The sequence below is a fragment of the Variovorax sp. GW458-11-26-14-LB1 genome, from assembly GCF_059423965.1.
Window position 1 is genome coordinate 40,339 of the sequence record NZ_JBWKYW010000022.1, and the last position, 18,908, is coordinate 59,246.

Consider the following 18,908-nt stretch of genomic DNA (forward strand, 5'->3'; position numbering starts at 1 on the left):
GCTCAGGCCGGCGGCGGCGCTTCCCACGCAAAGCCGACGCCATACACCGACCGTATCCAGTCGTGCGCGGGCGTCACCGCGCCGAGCTTGCGGCGCAGGTTCTTCACGTGGCTGTCGATGGCGCGCTCGGTCACGTCCACCGTGTCGTCGTAGGCCAGCTCCAGCAGTCGGGCGCGCGAGAAGATGCGGCCCGGGTGCCGCGACAGCACCTGCAGCAGCCCGAACTCGCGCCGCGTGAGGTTCAGCGGCGTGCCGTCGAGCGAGGCGCGCCAGTGCACGTCGTCGAGCACGAGGCCCGATGCGTCGCCCGGCGCGGCCTGCGCCGCCACGGCCGGCGACGGCGCGGTGCGGCGCAGCACGGCGCGCACGCGTGCTACCAGCTCGCGCGGCGAGAAGGGCTTGCACACGTAGTCGTCGGCGCCCAGCTCCAGGCCGAGCAGGCGGTCGACCTCCTCGATGCGCGCGGTGAGCATGATGATCGGATGCGCCGTGTGCTCCCGCGCGCGGCGCAGCACCTCGATGCCATCGAGGCGCGGCAGCATGATGTCGAGCAGCGTCAGGTCGGGCGGTGCGGCGACGATGCGCTCGAGCGCGCTCTGCCCGTCGGCAAAGTGCTCGGTGTCGTAGCCGGCGTGGCGCAGGTAGTCCTGCACCACCGAGGCGATGTCGAGTTCGTCCTCGACGATCACGATGCGTGTCATGCGGAAGCCGCCAGCGGAAGGGTGATCGTCATGCGCAGGCCGCCCAGCGGCGAAGGCGCCGCCTCGATGCTGCCGCCGTGCGCCTCGAGGGTCGCGCGGCAGATCGACAGGCCCAGGCCCGAGCCGCCCAGCGCGCGGCTGCGCGAGGTCTCGCCGCGGAACAGGCGGTCGAAGAGGCGCGGAATCTCTTCCTCGGGCACGCCGGGCGCGCTGTCGTCGAACACCAGCGTGAGGCAATTGCCGGTCCATGCGCCTTCGACGCTCACGCCGATGCGCAGCTGGCCGCCGGCATCGGTGTAGGCCAGCGTGTTCTCCAGCAGGTTCATGAAGACCTGGTGCAGCCGGTGCGCGTCGCCGTCGATCACCGGCTGGGCCGAGGCGGCGATGCGGTCGAGGGCGTCGCGGTCGAGCGCGATGCCGCGCTGCGCGAAGCGGTCGCGCGTGTGGTCGAGCGCCTCCTTCAGCCGCGACAGCGGGTACACCGGCGCCTTCAGCAGGTCGCTCTGGGGCTCGCGCATGCTGCTGCGCAGGTCGTCGACCAGCTGGCCGAGGCGGATCACCTGCCGGTGCATGCGCAGCGCGGTGCGTTCGTCGAAGCTGCGCACGCCGTCCTGCAGCGCTTCGATCTCCGCGCGCATGGCCGCCAGCGGCGTGCGCAGCTCGTGCGCCGCGTCGGCCAGCCAGGCGCGGCGCAAGGCCTCGGCCGTGTCCAGGCGTTGCGCCATGTCGTTGAAGGTCTTGCCCAGCAGCGCGAGCTCGTCCGAGCCGTGGACCGCGACGCGCGTCGAGAGCCGCCCGCGCGCCACGTCCTGTGCGGCCTGCGTGAGCGCGTCGATCGGCTGGAACCAGCGGCGCGCCAGCAGCCACGACAGCACGAGTGCGAAGGCCAGGCCGCACAGCCCGGTGAGCGCGATCACGCCGGACTGCCGCGCGAGAAAGGCGCGGTCGGCCTCGCTCTCCAGGCCCTGCATCGGCGCGAGCGCGAGGTAGCCGACGACGGTGCGCCCGTGGCGGATCGGCCGGCGCGCGGCGTTCTCCGGGTCGATGGTCGCGCCGACCACGAGCGCGCCGTGGGCATCGAGCACGGCGAGGCGGCGGAAGATCGAGTCGGGCGGGCCGGCCAGGCCGGGGAAGAAGCCTGGGGGCGGCATCAGGAAGCGCCGGGGCAGCAGGTCGAGCTGCGGCGGCGGGGACGAGGCGGTGGGCGAGAGCCCGCTGGACGGTTCTGCCTGCGGCGCGCCGTCGCCCTGTGTGCCGGGCGCACGGCGCTCGTACCAGGGCGGCAGCCGCCGGTCGTCGGGCGCGGCGGCGCCGTCGATCACCATGGCCGACTGGCCCAGCTGCAGGCGGTGCCAGGCGTCGTCGTTGTCGCGCAGTTTCTTCCAGTCGCCGTTGGCGGTGTAGTGCTTCAGCAGGAGCTGCGAGAGCCAGTCCATGCGGCGGATCTCGATCTCGGCCACGTAGGCGCCCAGGCCCCGCTGCAGTGCGACGATCGAAAAGCCCACGAAGCTCAGCAGCAGCACGATCAGCAGGGCGGCCAGGGCCAGGAAGATCTTGCGGGAGAGGGTCAGGCGCGGCATGGGCTCGGCGGCGGGGGCATGGCCGCATTCTGCGGCATGCGTTTCGGGGGCGGGGATGGCATGGGCAAGCCGCGGATCATGGCACCCGATTGGGGAGGAATCTGGGAGACGCGTCCTTGCGTGCCTCTCCCACATTTCTCCCGATTCGGATCGCACGATACCCGGCATGACACCGGACACGCACCGCGCCCCTCCCACCTCCGCCTTCCGCGCACTGGCCGCCGCCGCGCTCGCCTGGGCCCCGCCGGGGCACGCCGCGCCGCCGTCCACGCCCCCGGGCGACACCGACATCGACCTGCTGCTGTTCCTGCTGGCGGCGCTGTTCTGGGGCGTCGCGCATGTGTGGACGCTGCTCGTGGTCTGGGCCGAGGCGCGGGCCTCGGGCGCGCAAGCGCCTGCCAGAAAGCAGGAGGCTGCTCATGGCCGGTGAAGCGATCGGGCGCCGGGGCCTGCTGGCCGCGATGGGTACGGCCGGCCTGGCCGCGTCTGCACCCGTGGCCGCCGCGGCGCAGAAGCTCCCGCTGACCGCCCAGACCACCGAGGGCCCGTACTACCTGGACCTCGCGAACTTCCGCACCGACCTGACCGACGGCCGCGAGGGCGTGCCGCTCGATGTGCGCCTGCGCGTGCTCGATGCCGCCGGGCGCCCGCTGCGCGGCCTGCGCACCGACCTGTGGCACTGCGATGCGCAGGGCAACTACTCGGGCTTCGGCGGGCAGGGCGACGACCGCACGCGCGGCTTCGAGGGCCAGGCCTTCCTGCGCGGCAGCCAGCGCACCGACCGCGACGGCCAGGCCGTGTTCGCCACGCTATACCCGGGCTGGTACGCGGGGCGCACCACGCACATCCACGTCAAGGTGCACCACCGCGAGCGCGCCGTGCTCACGACGCAGTTCTTCTTGCCCGATGCGCTCAGCGAGTTCCTCTACACGCAGGTCTCCAGCTACCAGCGCGCGCGGCTGCGCGACACGCTCAACAGCGCCGACGGCATCGCGCTGCGGGCCGGCGACACGGTGCTGGGCGCGGTGCGCGAGGAGGGCCGGCGCTATGTCGCGCTGCTCACGCTGGTGGTCGACCCCGCCGCGCGCCCGGTGACCGAGCGCCCGCCGCAGCCCCGCACAGGGCCGGCACCAGTGGGCGGCGTGCGGCCGATGCGGCCGCGCACGCCCGAGGGCCTCGCCCGCATCCGCGCGCTGGTGCCGCCGCGCACGGAAGGCTGAGCGGTGTTGCGCATGCCGCTCCCGTTCGTTGCGCCCGCCGATGGGCGGGTCACGCCGCGCGCGCTGGCCCACGCCTGCGCGGGCGGCCTGGCCTTGTGCAGCCTGGCGCTGGGCATCGGCGTCGCGGCACGCGGCGCCTGCGCGGAGGCACGGCAGGCGGCCGTGCGCCACGCTAGCCTGTTGACGCTGGCGCCGATCATGCAAAGGGCCAGCGAAGGCCGCGGGCCGCGCGGCCACGGCGCATGCAAGGCCGGGCCGGCCCTCAGTCCGGCCGCTGCGCGAAGCTGAACCCCACGCCGTAGACCGAACGGATCCAGCCGTGCGAGGGCGACACGGCCGCGAGCTTGCGCCGCAGGTTCTTGATGTGCCCGTCCACCGCGCGCTCGTTCACGTCGAGCGCCTCGGGAAACGCCGCTTCGAGCAGCCTGGCGCGCGTGAACACACGCCCCGGTTCGCGCGACAGCGCACGCAGCAACAGCAGCTCGCGGCGCGTGAGCGCCAGGGCCCGGCCCTCCAGCCAGGCATGGCCCAGCGCGCTGTCGAAGGCCACGGCCGGCGAGGCCATGCCCACGTCCGGGTCGAGCGGCGCACGCCGGCGCAGCACCGTGTGCACGCGCGCCACCACCTCGCGCGGCGAGAAGGGCTTGCAGACATAGTCGTCGGCGCCCAGGTCGAAGCCGCGCAGCCGGTCGGCCTCGTGCGCGCGCGCCGTCAGCACGATGATCGGGTGGTCGCTGCGCGCGCGCACCTGCGCGATCACCTGCAGCCCGTCGATGCGCGGCAGCACCACGTCGAGCAGCGTGAGCGCCGGCGGCGCGTGCAGGATGCGCTCGAGCGCGGCGGCGCCATCGCCCAACTGCTCCACCTCGTGGCCCGCGCGTTGCAGCGGGCCCAGCAGCAGCGACGCGATCTCGCGTCCGTCTTCCACCAGCAGGATGCGGCTCATGGCGCGTGCGGGCCGGTTCAGAAGGACGTGCCGATCTGGAACTGGAAGCGCTGCGTGCGGTCGGCCGCGATGCCGTTGGCCGTGTCCTCCTTCTGGTAGACGATCGGCACCGCGTACGCCAGGCGCAGCGGCCCCAGCGGCGAGATCCAGCTGATGCCCAGGCCGGCCGAGGCGCGCAGGCGGTTCTGCGCCTTCCACTGCGCGTCGGTCATGCTGGCCGTGCGTTCGGCGAACACGTTGCCCGCGTCGAAGAAGGTGTAAAGCCGCAGCGACTTGTCGTTGCCCGCGCCGGGGAAGGGCGTGGTCAGCTCCATGTTGAAGATCGCCTTGCGCGTGCCGCCCAGCGAACCACCGGTGACTGCGTCGGTCGGGCCCAGCGAGTTCTGCTCGAAGCCGCGGATCGAGCCCAGCCCACCCGCATAGAAGTTCTTGAAGATCGGGAAGCTGCTGCCGCCCAGCGCCTTCGCATAGCCGAGCTGGCCGTTGAAGGCCAGCGTGTACTGCCTGGACAGCGGCACGTACTGCTGGTACTGGTAGTTGGTTTTCAGGTAGCGCAGTTCGCTGCCCACGCCCAGCTCGAGGTTGGCGCTTTGCAGGCGCCCGCGCGTGGGCACCAGCGCGCTGTCGCGGTCGTCGCGCGACCAGCCCACGGTGGCCGGGATGCCCACCACGTTCCTGCCCGCGCACACCACGCTCGGCGCGGTGCCGGTGCACTGGAAGTAGTCGAGGTAGGCCTGCGGCGTGGCCGTGTAGACATACGAGCCGTTGACCAGCGTGTACGAACCGTTGGTGCCCGGCGTGAACGAATAACGTTCGACGCCGATGCCCAGGTACACCGTGTCCAGCTCGTTCACCGGCAGCCCGAAGCGCACCGAGCCGCCGTCGCTCGCGAGCTTGTAGTTGCCGTCGGCCTCGTAGTAGGGCCGCGTGGTGGTGTGGAACAGGTTGAAGGTGCGCGAGATGCCGTCCTTCGTGAAGTACGGGTCGGTGGCCGTGAGCGACACCGAGCGGTTGTACGAGCTGGTGTTGACCTGCAGCCCCAGGTAGTTGCCCGAGCCGAACACGTTCTCCTGCGTGATGCCGAAGCTCAGCGAGATCTTGTCGGTCGACGAGTAGCCCGCGCCGAGTTGCAGCGAGCCCGTGGGCTTCTCGGCCACGGTGACGTTCAGGTCGACCTGGTCGTTGCTGCCGGGCACTTCGGCGGTCTCGACGTTCACCTCGGTGAAGAAGCCCAGGCGGTCGACGCGGTCGCGCGAGAGCCTGATCTTCGTGCCGTCGTACCAGGCGCCTTCGTACTGGCGGAACTCGCGCCGGATCACCTCGTCGCGCGTGCGCGCATTGCCACCGATGTTCAGCCGCCGCACATAGGCGCGCCGCCCGGGCTCGGCGTTCAGCACCATCACGACGCGGCGTTGGGCCCGGTCGATCTCGGGCTCCGCCTTCACGCGCGCAAAGGCATAACCGAAGGTGCCGAAGTGGTCGGCAAAGGCCTTGGCGGTGGCCGCCACGTCTTCGCCGTTGTAGGGCGCGCCGGGGCGCACGGTGACGAGCGACTTGAACTCGTCCTCGCGCCCCAGGTAGTTGCCCGCCAGCTTCACGCCCGCCACGGCGAACTTCTCGCCCTCGCTGATGTTCACCGTGAGCTCCAGCGTCTGCCGGTCGGGCGAGATCGCGACCTGCGTCGACTCGATGCGGAACTCGAGGTACCCGCGCGTCAGATAGAACGCGCGCAGCGTTTCCAGGTCGGCGTCGAACTTGCTGCGCGCGTACTGGTTCGACTTCGTGTACCACGCCAGCCAGCCGCCGTTGTCCTGGTCGAACAGGTTGAGCAACGTGCGTTCGTCGAAGGCTTGCTGCCCGACCACGCGCACCCGCGTGATGCGCGCCGGCTCGCCCTCGGTCACGCTGAACGTGAGGTTGACGCGGTTGCGCTCCAGTGGCGTCACGGTGGTGACCACCTGTGCGTTGTAGAGGCTGCGGCCGATGTACTGGCGCTTGAGCTCCTGCTCCGCGCGGTCGGCTAGCGCCTTGTCGTACGGCCGGCCTTCGGCCAGCCCGATGTCGCGCAGCGCCTTCTGCAGCGCTGCCTTGTCGAACTCCTTGGTGCCCGCGAAGTCGACATCGGCCACGGTGGGGCGCTCTTCGACGATGACCACGAGCACATGGCCGTTGACGTCGATGCGCACGTCCTTGAACAGCCCGAGGTCGAACAGCGCGCGAATGGCTGCGCTGCCGCGGTCGTCGCTGTACGTGTCGCCGGCCTTGAGGCCGAGGGTCGCGAACACCGTGCCCGCTTCGACGCGCTGCAGGCCTTCGAGGCGGATGTCCTGCACGGTGAACGGGTCGGCGGCCTGCGCCGGGCAGGCCGCCATCGCGAGGCACAGCGCGGCAAGGGCCGCGAGGGACTTGGGAGGAATCTTCATCACCGCATGGTCTTCACCAATGTCGGAGGAATGTGGGACGCCCTCCCGCGCGCAGGGCCGGTTGGTGAGCAGTCGTTACTGCAACCCCATCGCGTTCACCGCCGGCCACGCCACCGCAGGCCGTTCGATGCGTTCGCGGCAGTTCTGCGCATGCGTTTCGAGCGACAGGTCGCCCTGGATCTCCAGCAGCCGCTGCACCGTGCGATCGACCGCCTGCGCGTCCAGCAGCGGGTACGTGCGCGCCGTGCGCCCGTTGTTGCGCACCAGGCGCGCGATGTACGGCAGGTCCTGCTGCGTGATCACCGCAGCCGGCATCACGCCCTCCAGCTCCACGCCTTCGCACGGCAGCAGCACGAAGTACTGCAGCCGCAGGTCGTCCGGCAGCAGACTGCGCAGCTGCGTCGTCTTGCGCCCGCCCTGCCAGGCCGGGTCTTTCACTTCACGCGCCCGCGTGCAGCCATGCAACCGCAGGAACCAGCGTGGCGGCGCCTCGTCGGACTTCTTGCGGTAGACGAACGCATTGCGCCAGGCCTTGATCTCGAACAGGTACACCCCCGTCTCGCACACGATCACCGCGTCGATGCGCGCCGTGGGCACCACGCAACCGGAGGGCATCGGGATGATGAGGTTGCGAAGAATGCGCAGGTGCGAAAACGCCGGACTGAACGCCGTGGCGAGCTGCTGCACCCCGAGCGACGCGGCGACCGCGCTTTGCGGCAGAACAATGGTCATATCGAACTCCTTCGAAGCCCCGAGCATTGCCGGCCTTTTAGGAGATTTCTGGTACGAGGCCATAGCCAAAACCACCCCACCGTCCCCAGGCCGAGCGAAGCAAAGGCCTGTGAGGTTCCCCACCCCTTCTGTATGCGCCGAGGAGCGCAGCGTTTCGCGGATCAGGGCTCGCCCTTGTTTGAGCGAAGCGAGTTTGGGCGAGACCCCGCGAAACGTGAGCACCGCAGGTTGCCCGTAGCGAAGCGGAGGGACGCAGACAGCAGGGTCGCCTTTCTTTGCTTACTTTCTTTGGCGAAGCAAAGAAAGTGAGTCGCCCGCCGGGGCGAGACCCGGCCTCAGCCCCCCAAACGACTAACCCTCAATCTTCCCCAACCGAGACTCCCGCAGCCGGCTAGGCGCCAACGCCCCCGCCGACTCCAGAATCGGATAAGCAATAGAACAGATATGCGAATTGATCCGCTTCAAATCACTGATCAGATCAATGTGCAGAGAACTCGTCTCGATGCTCAAAGTAGTCCGATCCGACAACCGATCCAGATGGGTTGTTGCATAGGCCCGCTCCAGATCCCGAAACCGCGCCTTCTCTTCCAGCAGCTTCTGTGCGTCGCGAACATTGCCGTTCAAGAACACGCTCATGCTCAACCGCAGATTGGCAACCAGCCGCTGGTGCAACTCGACGATCTCCGCCATCCCCGCTTCCGAGAAGTTGCGCTGCGGCTTGATCTTCTTATCCTCGATATCGATGATCACCCGCTCGATGATGTCCCCGATCTGCTCCATGTTGATCGTGAAGCTGATGATGTCCGTCCACCGCCGGCTTTCCTCTTCGCCCAGCGCCTCGCGCGAGATGCGCGTCATGTAGTACTTGATCGCCGAGTACAGCTCGTCCACCGTGTCATCGAGTTGCCGCAGCTCCTGCGCCAGCCGCAGGTCGTTGTTGCGGATCACATCGAGCGTGCCGATGAGCATGGTCTCCACGATGTCCGCCTGGTGCAGCGCCTCGCGCGCCGCGTTCGAAATGGCGAGCGAAGGCGTCGACAGCGCCGAAGGATCGAGGTGGTGCGGCCGGCTTGTGCCCACGGGCTGCGGCGGCACGGGCAGCATGCGCGTCACCAGCTTGGCGACCCATTGCGTGAGACCGATGAAACCGACGCTGATCACGATGTTGAACGCCAGGTGGAACAGCACCACGCCGTGCGTCTGGTTCGGCAGCTGGGGCTGCACGTAGCGCACCCACAGCCCCACGAACGGCGTGACCAGCGCCACGCCCAGCGCCTTGAACAGCAGGTTGCCCACCGTCACCTGCCGCACCGACACGGCCGAGCGCGCCGTGGTCAGCACCGCCAGCAGGCCGCTGCCGAGGTTGGCACCGAGCACCAGGCCCAGGGCCACGTCGAGCGGCACCACGTTCGAGCTCGCCATGGCCGCCACCAGCAGCACCACCGCCAGGCTCGAGTACGCCACGATGGCGAGTGCGGCACCGAGCGTGATCTCCAGCAGCACATCGCTGGTGATGGACGCCAGCAGCGCCCGCACGGCCGGCGACGAGAACAGCGGCTCGGTGGCCGCGACCACCAGCTGCAGCGCCAGCAGCATCAGCCCCAGCCCGATCAGCACCCGCCCCACGCGGCCCGCCACGGTGGCCGAGCGCGTGATGAACAGCACCACCCCCACGAAGATGAACATCGGCGAGAGCCACGAGAGGTCGGCCGAGAACAGCACCGAGATCAGCGCCGTGCCCACGTCGGCGCCCCGCATCACCGCCAGCGCCGCCGGCAGCGTGACCAGGCCCTGCCCCACGAACGAGGAGGTCATGAGCGAGGTGGCCGTGCTCGACTGCACGAGCGCCGTGACGCCGATGCCCGAGAGCGCGGCCGTGAAGCGGTTGCGCATGCTCTGCACGAGGATCTTGCGCAGGTTGGCGCCGAAGACGCGCAGCACGCCGGTGCGCACGAGGTGCGTGCCCCACACCAGCAGGGCGACGGCCGCAAGCAGATTCAGAAGGTGCTTCATGGAAGGCGGGGTCTGACCTTTCTCTTGTTTTCGTTTTGATTCGTTTCAGCCCCATTTTCCACAAGTAGACGCTTCAGTCGATCAGGGCTCCGTTGTCGTGGAAAGGATAAGGCCCTTCGAAGCTTCCGGAGGCCGCCAGGTGGGTGACGAGCCGGCGCCCGGCCGACGACCAGGCATGCACCCGGAACGAGGGCGGCTCCAGCGTCCAGGCCGAGGCGGCGTCGGGCGCCAGGTCGAGGCAGACCTGGTGGGCCTGCGCCGGCGAGGTCGAGGCGATGGTGCCGCCGAAGCGCACGTCGATGGCGCGGTGCAGGTGGCCGCAGATCACGCGCTCGACGTTCGTGTAGCGGCGCAGCAGGGCCTCGAGCGCGTCGGCGCCTTCGAGCAGGCCGATCTCGTCCATGTGGCCGATCAGCGTCTCGAAGGGTGGGTGGTGCATGGCGACCACCACGGGCTCGTGGCGACAGGCGTCGAGCTGGGCTTCGAGCCAGGCCAGGCGTTTGTCGCACAGCGTGCCGTGGCTGGCGCCGGGCACGCAGGTGTCGAGCGTGAGCAGCCGCAGCGCGCCGACGCGCACTGAGTACTGCACGAAGCCGTGCGTGTCGGCGCCCGTGCCCAGGTAGGCGTGGCCCGGAAAGCTGCGGCGCAGCTGGTCGCGGTCGTCGTGGTTGCCGGGCAGCAGGTAGACGGGTATCGTCAGCGGCGCGAGCAGGGCGGCCAGGTGCTCGTACTCGGCGGCGCGGCCGAAGTCGGTCAGGTCGCCGGTGATCACCACCGCGTCGGGCGGCTGGCGCAGCGCGAGCACCGACTGCACGGCGCGCGCGAGGTACGGCGCCGTGTCGATGCGGCCATAGGCCAGCCGGCCGGGCTCGCGGATGTGCAGGTCGGTCAGCTGGACCAGGAAGGTGTTGGGATTCGTTGTCGTGGTCATGCGCGGGTTTCCTGCGAGGTCATCAGGCGGTCGGCCGGGATGCGCAGGCCCACCGCGTCGCCCGGTCCGAAGGGGTTGTCGCGGCCCACGTCGGCCACCAGCACGGGCTGGTCCTGCAGGCGCAGGTGCAGCTGCACGCGGTCGCCGAGGAAGGTGCGGCGTTCGACCGTGGCGCGGCCCCAGCCGGGCGCCTCGCCGGGCGGGGGCGCGCCGACCTCGATGTCTTCGGGCCGCACCAGCAGCGTCGCATGCTGCTGCCAGGGCGCGGGGCAGGGCAGCGACGACCCTCCGAGTCGGACAACGCCCTGCGCGATGGCGTCGGGCGCGCGCTCCAGCCGGTTGACCCGGCCCAGGAACTCGGCCACGAAGGGGTGCGCGGGCGCGCGGTACAGGTCTTCGCCGCGCCCGACCTGCACGATGCGCCCGGCGCGCATCACCGCGAGCCGGTCGGCGATGGCCAGCGCCTCCTGCTGGTCGTGCGTGACGTGGATGGCCGTGATGTGCAGGCGGCGCAGCAGCTCGGCGAGTTCGTCGCGCAGCGATTCCTTGAGCTTGGCGTCGAGCGCGGCCAGCGGCTCGTCGAGCAGCAGCACGCGCGGGCGCACGGCCACGGCGCGCGCCAGGGCCACGCGCTGGCGCTGGCCGCCCGAGAGTTCGGCGGGGCGCTTGTTCTCCAGGCCGCCCAGGCGCACGAGGTCGACCAGTTCGCCCACGGCGCGTTTCTCTTCCTCGGGCGACACGCCGCGGATGCGCAGGCCATAGCCGATGTTGGCCGCCACCGTCATCTGCGGAAAGAGCGCGTAGCTCTGGAACACCATGCCCACGCCGCGGTGCTCGACCGGGCGCTGCGTGACGTCCTGGTCGCCGAAGACGATGCGGCTGCCGTCGTCGGGCGCTTCGAGTCCCGCGATGAGCCGCAGCAGCGTGGTCTTGCCGCAGCCCGAGGGGCCGAGCAGCGCGAGCACTTCGCCGGCCTCGACCTTGAGGTTGGTGGGCTGCAGGCCGCGCGTGCCGTCGGCGTACGTCTTCGCGCAGTTCGAGATGTCGACGGGGATGCGTTCAAGTTCCATGGCGTTTCTGCATCAGGTTGGCAAGGTACTGCAGGCCCCACAGCACGGGAAGGATCACTGCGAAAAAGACCAGCGTGTAGGCCGATCCGATCTCGATGCGCATCGAGGCGTAGCTGTCGGCCAGGCCCACGGGCAGCGTGCGTGTGAGCGGTGTGTGCAGCATCCAGGTGAGGTTGAACTCGCCCACCGACAGCGTGAACACCATCAGGCTGCCGGCCACGATGGCGGGGAACACGGCCGGCACCAGGATGCCCATGAAGCGCTGGCGGAAGTTCGCGCCCAGCGAGCGCGCAGCTTCCTCGAGCGCGAGCAGGTCGTCGCGCTGGAAGGCCGAGCTCACGGTGCGCACCATGAAGGGCAGCGTGAAGACGATGTGGCCCACGAGGATGAAGGCGAAGCTCTGGCGGAAGGCCGTGAGCTGGCCGTAGGCGAGGATGAGCGCGAGCGCCGTCGCCAGGCCCGGCACCGCGACGGGCAAGGTCAGCAGCTCCTCGAAGATGCGCGCCGCGCGCGAGCGGCTGCGCGCCAGCGTGTAGGCGCAGGGCACGCCGATCAGCACGGTGCACACGACGCAGGCCACGGCCAGCGCGAGCGACCAGCCGACGGTGCCGCCGTAGTTCTCCCACACCTCGCCGAGCCAGCGCAGCGTGAGGCCGCTCTTGAGGCCCGCGCTGTAGTTGTTGACGAGGCCGGCCATCACCGACAGCAGCATCGGCGCGATCATGAAGAGGCTCACGATCACCGTGATGGCGAGCAGGAACGGGGCGCGGGGTTGCGAAGGGGTCTTCATCATCGGGCGACCGGGTTGGCGCCGAAGCGGCGCGCCACGAAGAGCACCAGCCAGGTCACGACGCCCAGCGAGATCGACAGCGACGCGGCGAGCGCGAAGTTGGCGTAGTTGGTGAACTCGTTGTAGATGGTGATGGGGATCACCTCGAACTTGCTGGCCAGCGTGAAGGCCGTGCCGAAGGCGCCCATCGAGGTGGCGAACAAAATGGCGCCGCAGGCCAGCGTGGTGGGCGCCAGCTCGGGCATCCACACGTCGCGCGCCACGCGCAGCTTCGAGGCGCCGAGCGAACGCGCCGCTTCTTCGAGCTGCGTGTTCATCGACTCGGCCGCCGCGGCGTAGGTGGCGATGGCGCGCGGCAGCGAGAAATACAGGTACGCCAGGAAGAGGCCGAGCAGGCCGTAGGCGAAGGTGATGCGCTCGCCGACCAGCGCGTCGCTCAGGTCGGCCACCACGCCCTGGCGCCCGCCCAGCAGGATCACGAAGAAGCCGATGATCACGCCCGGGAACGACAGCGGCAGCGTGAGCAGCGACAGCAGCATGCGCTTGCCCGGGAAGGCATGGCGCGCGAGGTAGATGCCCACCGCCGCGCCCAGCACCAGCGTGGCCAGCGTCACCGCCACCGACAGCGCGACGGTGTTGACCATGCTTTGCAGGTAGCGCGCATCGGTCAGCACCGCGAAGTAGGTGGCGGCGCCCTTGTCGGCCGGCAGCGCGAGCAGGCGCACCACCGGCAGCAGCCAGAAGGCCGCGAAGAAGACGGCCGCCGGCGCGACGCAGGCCAGCAATCGCCAGCGCGGGTTCCAGGCGTTGGAGGAGGTGGTGGTGCTGCGTGTCATCGCGCGCGGCGCCGGGTCAGCGCACTTCCTTCAGGTACTGGTCGGAGAAGCCACGCTGCGCGTCGGCCATGCGGGCGTAGTCGACGGTCTTGGCACGTGCGTAGTCGCTGGCGGGCAGGAACTGCGCCTCGATCTCCTTGGGCATGGCGCTCGCGCGCACCGGGCGCAGGTAGGCCTTGGCCCAGATCGCCTGGCCTTCGTCGGACAGCGTGAAGTCGAGCACCTTCTTGGCGTCGGCCGCGTGCGGCGCCTTGGCGACCAGGCTCATCACGTAGGGCACGGCCAGCGTGCCTTCGCTCGGGATGACGAAGGCGACGTTGGCCTTGTCCTTGTACTTGGCGCGGTAGGCGTTGAAGTCGTAGTCGAGCAGGATCGCGATCTCGCCCGACAGCACGCGCGCGTACGAGGTCTGCTTGGGCACGATGGGCTCGTTCTTCTGCAGTGCCTTGAAGTAGTCGATGGCCGGCTTGAAGTTGTCGAGCGTGCCGCCGCGCGCCTGGTTCACGGCCACGGCGCCCACGTAGCCCACGAAGGCCGAGGCGGGGTCGAGGTAGCCGATGAGGCCCTTGTACTCGGGCTTGAGCAGGTCGGCCCACGACTTGGGCACCGGCTTGCCCTTGAGCGCGTCGACGTTGACCATGAAGCCGAGCGTGCCCGAGTGGATGGTGAACCAGTTGCCTGCGGGGTCCTTCAGGCCGTCGGGAATGTCTTTCCACGCGGCCGGCTTGTAGGGCTCGACCACGCCGTCTTTCGCGGCCTGCACCGCGAAGGTCACGCCGAGGTAGGTCACGTCGGCCACGGGGCTGGCCTTTTCGGCGACCAGCTGCGCGAGCGACTGGCCCGAATTCTTGTTGTCGGCCGGCACGGTGATGCCGGTCTTGGCCTTGATGGCCTTGAGCTGGGTGCCCCAGTCGGCCCATTCGGTCGGGCAGTTGTAGCAAATGGCGGTCTGGGCCATGGCGCCGCCGGCGGCGACGAGGGCGGCGGCCAGCACGCCGAGGCGGGCGAGTCGGTGAAAGCGCAGGGACATGGAAAAACTCCTGGGAGGGGTGGTGAGGTCAGGACAGTGCGGCGTCGTTGTCTTCGCGCGCATTCGCGCACGACTCGCCGTCTCGGAAGGCATGAGGCAGCAGCAGGCTCGCGTCGGCCTGCAGCGCGCGGCCGCCGGCGATCGCCTGCGCCAGCAGCTCGACGCTGTGGCGGCCGATGTCGCTGTTGGGCTGCGCGACGGTGGTGAGCGCGGGCGTGAGGTCTTCGCCGAGCGCGATGCCGTCGAAGCCGACCACGCTGAGGTCGTCGGGCACCACCAGGCCGCTCAGGTGCGCGGCGCGGATGCTGCGGATGGCGAGCAGGTCGTTCGAGCAGACCAGCGCCGTGGGGCGGCTGCACGGGCGCAACTCGGCGCACAGCGCATCGACGGCGGTCTCGACGAAGGGCACCTCGACCAGCGGCGGCGCATCGAGTCCTGCTTCGGCCATGCCGCGCTGGTAGCCGCGGTAGCGCTGCTGCGCGCGGTCCGACGCGGCCAGCGTGCCGCTGACCATCGCGATGCGCCGGTGGCCCAGCAGCACGAGCCGCGTGACCGCGTCGGCCACGGCGCCTTCGCTGTCGACCGACACGCAGGGGTGGTCGGCGTGCCGGTTGTAGGCCAGCACGTAGGGCACGCCGGCGGCCTGCAGGCGCTGCAGCGCGGCCGAGGTGGACGGGTTCGACACCACGAGGATCAACCCGTCGACGTTGCCCGCCAGCAGCAGCTGGACGGCGCGCTCTTCCTCCTCGAGCCGGTAGCCGGTGGTGACCGGCAGGATCGCGTAGCCGCCCGCGACGGCCGCGCGCGCGATGCCCTGCAGGCATTCGGCAAAGGTTGGGTTCAGCAGCGTGGGCAGCACCACGCCGAGCGTGCGGCTGCGCTGGGTGCGCAGGGTGCGGGCGCTGGCGTTGGGCAGGTAGTTGAGTTCGCGCGCCACGCGTTCCACCAGCTCGCGCGTGGCCGGCGTCACCTTGTCGGGGAAATTGAAGGCGCGCGAAACCGTGGCCACGGAGACCCCGGCCTGGGCGGCTACTGCTTGGATGCTCATCGTGCGGGGTCCGTGGGGTGGGTCATGTAATCGATTACATTGGACCGCCGCAGTATGACTTCGCGATGACAGGGCAGGGAAGTGGGGAGAACCCCGGGGGCCGCTGGTGCAGCGTGCGGCCCAAAGAAAAAGGGGCCCGTGGGCCCCTTTGGTCTAGAACTGGCTTACTTGCCGCGTCGGACTCGCCGGATCTCGTCGACGATCAGGCAGATCGCCCCGAGCGTGATGGCGCTGTCCGCCGCATTGAACGCCGGGAAGTACCAGTTGCCCCAGTGGAAGCTCAGGAAGTCGACGACGTAGCCGTGCATCATGCGGTCGACCACGTTGCCGATCGCGCCGCCCAGGATGCAGGCCATCGCGAACGAGAAGAGCTTCTGGCCTGCGTGCGACCGCAGCATCCAGACGATGAAGATCGCTGCCGCCACGCCGATCGCCGTGAAGAACCAGCGTTGCCAGCCCGAATGGTCGGCCAGGAACGAGAACGCGGCGCCCGTGTTGTGCGCGCGCACGACGTTGAAGAAGCTCGTCACGTAGGTCGCGTCACCGAGCTTGTAGTAGCCCAGGATCAGCGTCTTCGTGAACTGGTCGATGATCACGATGATCGTCGCCAGCCCGAGCCAGGGCCAGATGCTGGCCCCGCGCGAACGCGAGGCCGATGAGGCGGAGCGTGCGGTCGCCATCAGGCCACGCTGCGCGATTCGCCCGCGCCGAACAGGTTGCTCGTGCAGCGGCCGCAGATGGTCGGGTGCGCCGGGTCGTGGCCCACGTCCTCGCGGTAGTGCCAGCAGCGCTCGCACTTCTGCGCGGTGCTGGGCGTGACCACGGTCGACAGCGTGTCGCCCGCCGCCAGCGCCACGGCCGAGGCGATGAACACGAACTTCAGGTCGTCGCCCAGCGAACCCAGCAACGCGAGGTCGTCTGCCGGTGCGTTCAGCTGCAGGTTGGCCTGCAGCGACGAGCCGACCTTGCCTTCGGCGCGCACCGCCTCGATGTCCTTGTTGACGCCGTCGCGGATCTCGCGGATGCGCCCCCACTTGGCGAGCAGTGCTTCGTCGGGTGCGGCGAACTGGCTGTAGGTCTGCGTGAAGATCGACTCGCCGGCCTTGCCGGTGCCCACGATCTTCCAGGCCTCTTCGGACGTGAAGCTCAGGAACGGCGCCATCCAGCGCAGCATGGCTTGCGAGATGTGCCACAGGGCCGTTTGCGCGCTGCGGCGCGCGAGCGAGCCCGGGGCCGTCGTGTAGAGGCGGTCCTTCAGGATGTCGAGGTAGAAGCCGCCCAGGTCTTCCGAGCAGTAGATCTGCAGCTTGGCTACCACCGGATGGAACTCGTACACCTGGTAGTGCGCGAGGATCTCGGCCTGGAACTGCGCCGCGCGCGACATGGCGTAGCGGTCGATCTCGAACAGCTGGTCGAGCGGCACGGCATCTTTCGCGATGTCGAAGTCGCTGGTGTTCGCGAGCAGGAAGCGCAGCGTGTTGCGGATGCGGCGGTAGGCGTCGACGACGCGCGCGAGGATCTTGTCGTCGCCCGCGATGTCGCCGGAGTAGTCGCTCGCGGCCACCCACAGGCGGATGATTTCCGAGCCCAGCTTGTTGCTGATTTCCTGCGGGTCGATGCCGTTCTTGAGCGACTTGCTCATCTTGATGCCCTTGGCATCCACCGTGAAGCCGTGCGTGAGCAGGCCCTTGTACGGTGCGCGGTCTTCCAGCATGCAGGCGATCAGCAGCGACGAGTGGAACCACCCGCGGTGCTGGTCGTGGCCTTCGAGGTACAGGTCGGCCTCGGGCCCGGTCTCGTGGTGCACGTTGGGGTGCGTGCCGCGCAGCACGTGCGAGAAGGTCGAGCCCGAGTCGAACCACACCTCGAGGATGTCGGTGCTCTTGGTGTAGCTCGGTGCGTCTTCGGCGCCCAGGATGTCTTCGACCGTGACGCGGCTCCAGGCCTCGATGCCGCCCTTCTCGACGATGTCGGCGGCCTGGTCGAGGATCTCCATGGTGCGCGGGTGCAGCTCGCCCGAATCCTTGTGCAGGAAGAACGGGATCGGCACGCCCCAGCTGCGCTGGCGGCTGATGCACCAGTCGGGCCGCCCGGCGATCATGTCGTGCAGGCGGGCCTTGCCGTTCTCGGGATAGAAGCTGGTCTGCTCGATGGCGTCGAGCGCGGTCTGGCGCAGCGTCTTGGGCGCCTTGTCCTTGGTGAACACGCCTTCGCCTTCGTCCATGCGCACGAACCACTGGGCGGCCGCGCGGTAGATCACCGGCGTCTTGTGGCGCCAGCAGTGCGGGTAGCTGTGGGTGATGGTCTCGGTGGTCAGCAGGCGGTTGGCCTCGCGCAGCGCGGCGATGATGACCGGCACGGCCTTCCAGATGTTCTGGCCGCCGAACAGCGGGAAGTCGGGCGCGTAGCTGCCGTTGCCCTGCACCGGATTCAGGATGTCGTCGTACGCCACGCCGTGGGCGATGCAGGAGTTGAAGTCGTCCACGCCGTAGGCGGGCGAGGAGTGCACGAGGCCCGTACCGTCGGTGGCGGTGGCGTAGTCGGCCAGGTAGATGGGCGACAGGCGCTGGTAGCCCGCATCCACGTCGTACAGCGGGTGCTCGAACTCGAGCCCGCCGAGCGCTTCGCCCTTGACCGTGGCCAGCACCTTGCCGTCGAGCGCGTAGCGCGTCATGCACATCTCGACCAGCGAGTTGGCCAGGATCAAGAGGCCGCGCTCGGTGTCGACCAGCGAGTACTCGAGCTCGGGGTTGAGGTTGATCGCCTGGTTGGCGGGGATCGTCCACGCGGTGGTGGTCCAGATCACGGCGAAGATGTCGCCCAGGATCGTGTGGTCGGTACCGAAGGCCTTGAGCACCTTCTCGCGCTCGTGCGCCTTGAAGGCCACGTCGATGGTCTGGCTCTTCTTGTCGGCGTACTCGATCTCGAACTCGGCCAGCGAGGAGCCGCAGTCGAAGCACCAGTACACGGGCTTCAGGCCCCGGTACACGAAGCCGCGCTCGATCACGCGCTTGAACGCGCGCAGCTCGCCGGCTTCATTGGCGAAGTCCATCGTCTTGTAGGGGTGGTCCCATTCGCCCAGCACGCCCAGGCGCTGGAAGTCGGCCATCTGCTGGGCGATCTGCTCGGTGGCGTAGGCGCGGCTCTTGGCCTGCATCTCGTCGCGGCTCAGGTTGCGGCCGAACTGCTTTTCGATGGCGTTCTCGATCGGCAGGCCGTGGCAGTCCCAGCCGGGCACGTACAGCGCGTCGAAGCCTTCAAGCTGGCGCGCCTTGGTGATCATGTCCTTCAGGATCTTGTTCACCGCGTGGCCCATGTGGATCTGGCCGTTGGCGTACGGCGGGCCGTCGTGCAGGATGAACTTGGGCGCGCCGTGGCGGGCGTCGCGCAGGCGGTGGTAGCGGCCTTCGTCGTTCCATTCCTTGACCCAGCCCGGTTCGCGCTTGGGCAGGTCGCCGCGCATCGGGAAGGGGGTGTCGGGCAGGTTCAGCGTGGAACGGTAATCTTTGGGGGAAGCGGCGTCAGACATGTTGGGGTGCGGCGAAACAGAGGGGCTTCGACAGGCTCAGCCCGAACTGCATTGAGCGG

Annotated in this window: 17 protein-coding genes; 3 read left to right on the forward strand and 14 right to left on the reverse strand. The window is 69.3% G+C overall.

Annotated features, from left to right (window positions below):
- Positions 1–2: 2 nt before the first annotated feature.
- Both AC07YS_RS16325 and AC07YS_RS16330 read right to left on the reverse strand, forming a co-directional pair.
- Positions 3–701 (reverse strand): response regulator, encoded by a 699-nt coding sequence (locus tag AC07YS_RS16325; RefSeq protein ID WP_495267640.1) that lies wholly within the window; start codon positions 699–701, stop codon positions 3–5.
- Positions 698–2,281, reverse strand: coding sequence for an ATP-binding protein (locus AC07YS_RS16330; protein ID WP_495267657.1), 1,584 nt, complete (start codon positions 2,279–2,281; stop codon positions 698–700). The genes AC07YS_RS16325 and AC07YS_RS16330 overlap by 4 nt, the downstream gene beginning before the upstream one ends.
- A gap of 166 nt (positions 2,282–2,447) precedes the next feature.
- Here AC07YS_RS16330 and AC07YS_RS16335 point away from each other — a divergent pair, with 166 nt between their 5' ends.
- The 3 genes from AC07YS_RS16335 to AC07YS_RS16345 are packed head-to-tail and all read left to right on the forward strand — an operon-like array spanning position 2,448 to position 3,789.
- On the forward strand, positions 2,448–2,711 hold the full coding sequence (locus tag AC07YS_RS16335) for a hypothetical protein (RefSeq protein ID WP_495267639.1): 264 nt from the start codon (positions 2,448–2,450) through the stop codon (positions 2,709–2,711).
- The gene (locus tag AC07YS_RS16340) at positions 2,701–3,501 is read left to right on the forward strand and encodes a dioxygenase family protein (protein ID WP_495267638.1); all 801 of its coding nucleotides are present in this window, start codon (positions 2,701–2,703) and stop codon (positions 3,499–3,501) included. Before AC07YS_RS16335 ends, AC07YS_RS16340 begins: the two co-directional genes overlap by 11 nt.
- Before the next feature lie 12 nt (positions 3,502–3,513).
- The gene (locus AC07YS_RS16345; RefSeq protein ID WP_495267637.1) at positions 3,514–3,789 is read left to right on the forward strand and encodes a hypothetical protein; all 276 of its coding nucleotides are present in this window, start codon (positions 3,514–3,516) and stop codon (positions 3,787–3,789) included.
- Here AC07YS_RS16345 and AC07YS_RS16350 read toward each other — a convergent pair.
- The 12 genes from AC07YS_RS16350 to ileS form a co-directional block, all read right to left on the reverse strand.
- Positions 3,764–4,447 carry a response regulator gene (locus AC07YS_RS16350; protein WP_495267636.1) on the reverse strand — a complete coding sequence of 228 codons (684 nt, stop codon included), beginning with the start codon at positions 4,445–4,447 and terminating at the stop codon, positions 3,764–3,766. The two genes, AC07YS_RS16345 and AC07YS_RS16350, sit on opposite strands and share 26 nt — an antisense overlap.
- Before the next feature lie 17 nt (positions 4,448–4,464).
- On the reverse strand, positions 4,465–6,870 hold the full coding sequence (gene bamA, locus AC07YS_RS16355) for an outer membrane protein assembly factor BamA (RefSeq protein WP_495267635.1): 2,406 nt from the start codon (positions 6,868–6,870) through the stop codon (positions 4,465–4,467).
- 75 nt (positions 6,871–6,945) lie between these two features.
- Complete coding sequence (locus tag AC07YS_RS16360; RefSeq protein ID WP_492731252.1) at positions 6,946–7,602, reverse strand: nuclease-related domain-containing protein; 657 nt, start codon at positions 7,600–7,602, stop codon at positions 6,946–6,948.
- Positions 7,603–7,953: 351 nt separating this feature from the next.
- On the reverse strand, positions 7,954–9,615 hold the full coding sequence (locus AC07YS_RS16365) for a Na/Pi cotransporter family protein (RefSeq protein WP_062480901.1): 1,662 nt from the start codon (positions 9,613–9,615) through the stop codon (positions 7,954–7,956).
- A gap of 73 nt (positions 9,616–9,688) precedes the next feature.
- Positions 9,689–10,546 carry a phosphodiesterase gene (locus AC07YS_RS16370; protein WP_495269270.1) on the reverse strand — a complete coding sequence of 286 codons (858 nt, stop codon included), beginning with the start codon at positions 10,544–10,546 and terminating at the stop codon, positions 9,689–9,691.
- Positions 10,543–11,616 carry an ABC transporter ATP-binding protein gene (locus tag AC07YS_RS16375; protein WP_139703304.1) on the reverse strand — a complete coding sequence of 358 codons (1,074 nt, stop codon included), beginning with the start codon at positions 11,614–11,616 and terminating at the stop codon, positions 10,543–10,545. Before AC07YS_RS16375 ends, AC07YS_RS16370 begins: the two co-directional genes overlap by 4 nt.
- Positions 11,606–12,406, reverse strand: coding sequence for an ABC transporter permease (locus tag AC07YS_RS16380; protein ID WP_062480906.1), 801 nt, complete (start codon positions 12,404–12,406; stop codon positions 11,606–11,608). Before AC07YS_RS16380 ends, AC07YS_RS16375 begins: the two co-directional genes overlap by 11 nt.
- Positions 12,406–13,242 (reverse strand): ABC transporter permease, encoded by an 837-nt coding sequence (locus tag AC07YS_RS16385; RefSeq protein ID WP_062480908.1) that lies wholly within the window; start codon positions 13,240–13,242, stop codon positions 12,406–12,408. Before AC07YS_RS16385 ends, AC07YS_RS16380 begins: the two co-directional genes overlap by 1 nt.
- A 16-nt stretch (positions 13,243–13,258) precedes the next feature.
- Positions 13,259–14,272: an ABC transporter substrate-binding protein gene (locus AC07YS_RS16390; RefSeq protein ID WP_062480910.1), complete on the reverse strand. Its 1,014-nt coding sequence runs from the start codon at positions 14,270–14,272 to the stop codon at positions 13,259–13,261.
- Positions 14,273–14,300: 28 nt separating this feature from the next.
- Entirely contained in the window at positions 14,301–15,320 is a 1,020-nt protein-coding gene (locus tag AC07YS_RS16395; RefSeq protein ID WP_495269269.1) for a LacI family DNA-binding transcriptional regulator, read from the reverse strand.
- A gap of 164 nt (positions 15,321–15,484) precedes the next feature.
- Positions 15,485–16,000, reverse strand: a complete 516-nt coding sequence (gene lspA, locus AC07YS_RS16400; protein ID WP_062480914.1) for a signal peptidase II — start codon at positions 15,998–16,000, stop codon at positions 15,485–15,487.
- Entirely contained in the window at positions 16,000–18,849 is a 2,850-nt protein-coding gene (gene ileS / locus AC07YS_RS16405; RefSeq protein WP_495269268.1) for an isoleucine--tRNA ligase, read from the reverse strand. Before ileS ends, lspA begins: the two co-directional genes overlap by 1 nt.
- Positions 18,850–18,908 lie beyond the last annotated feature (59 nt).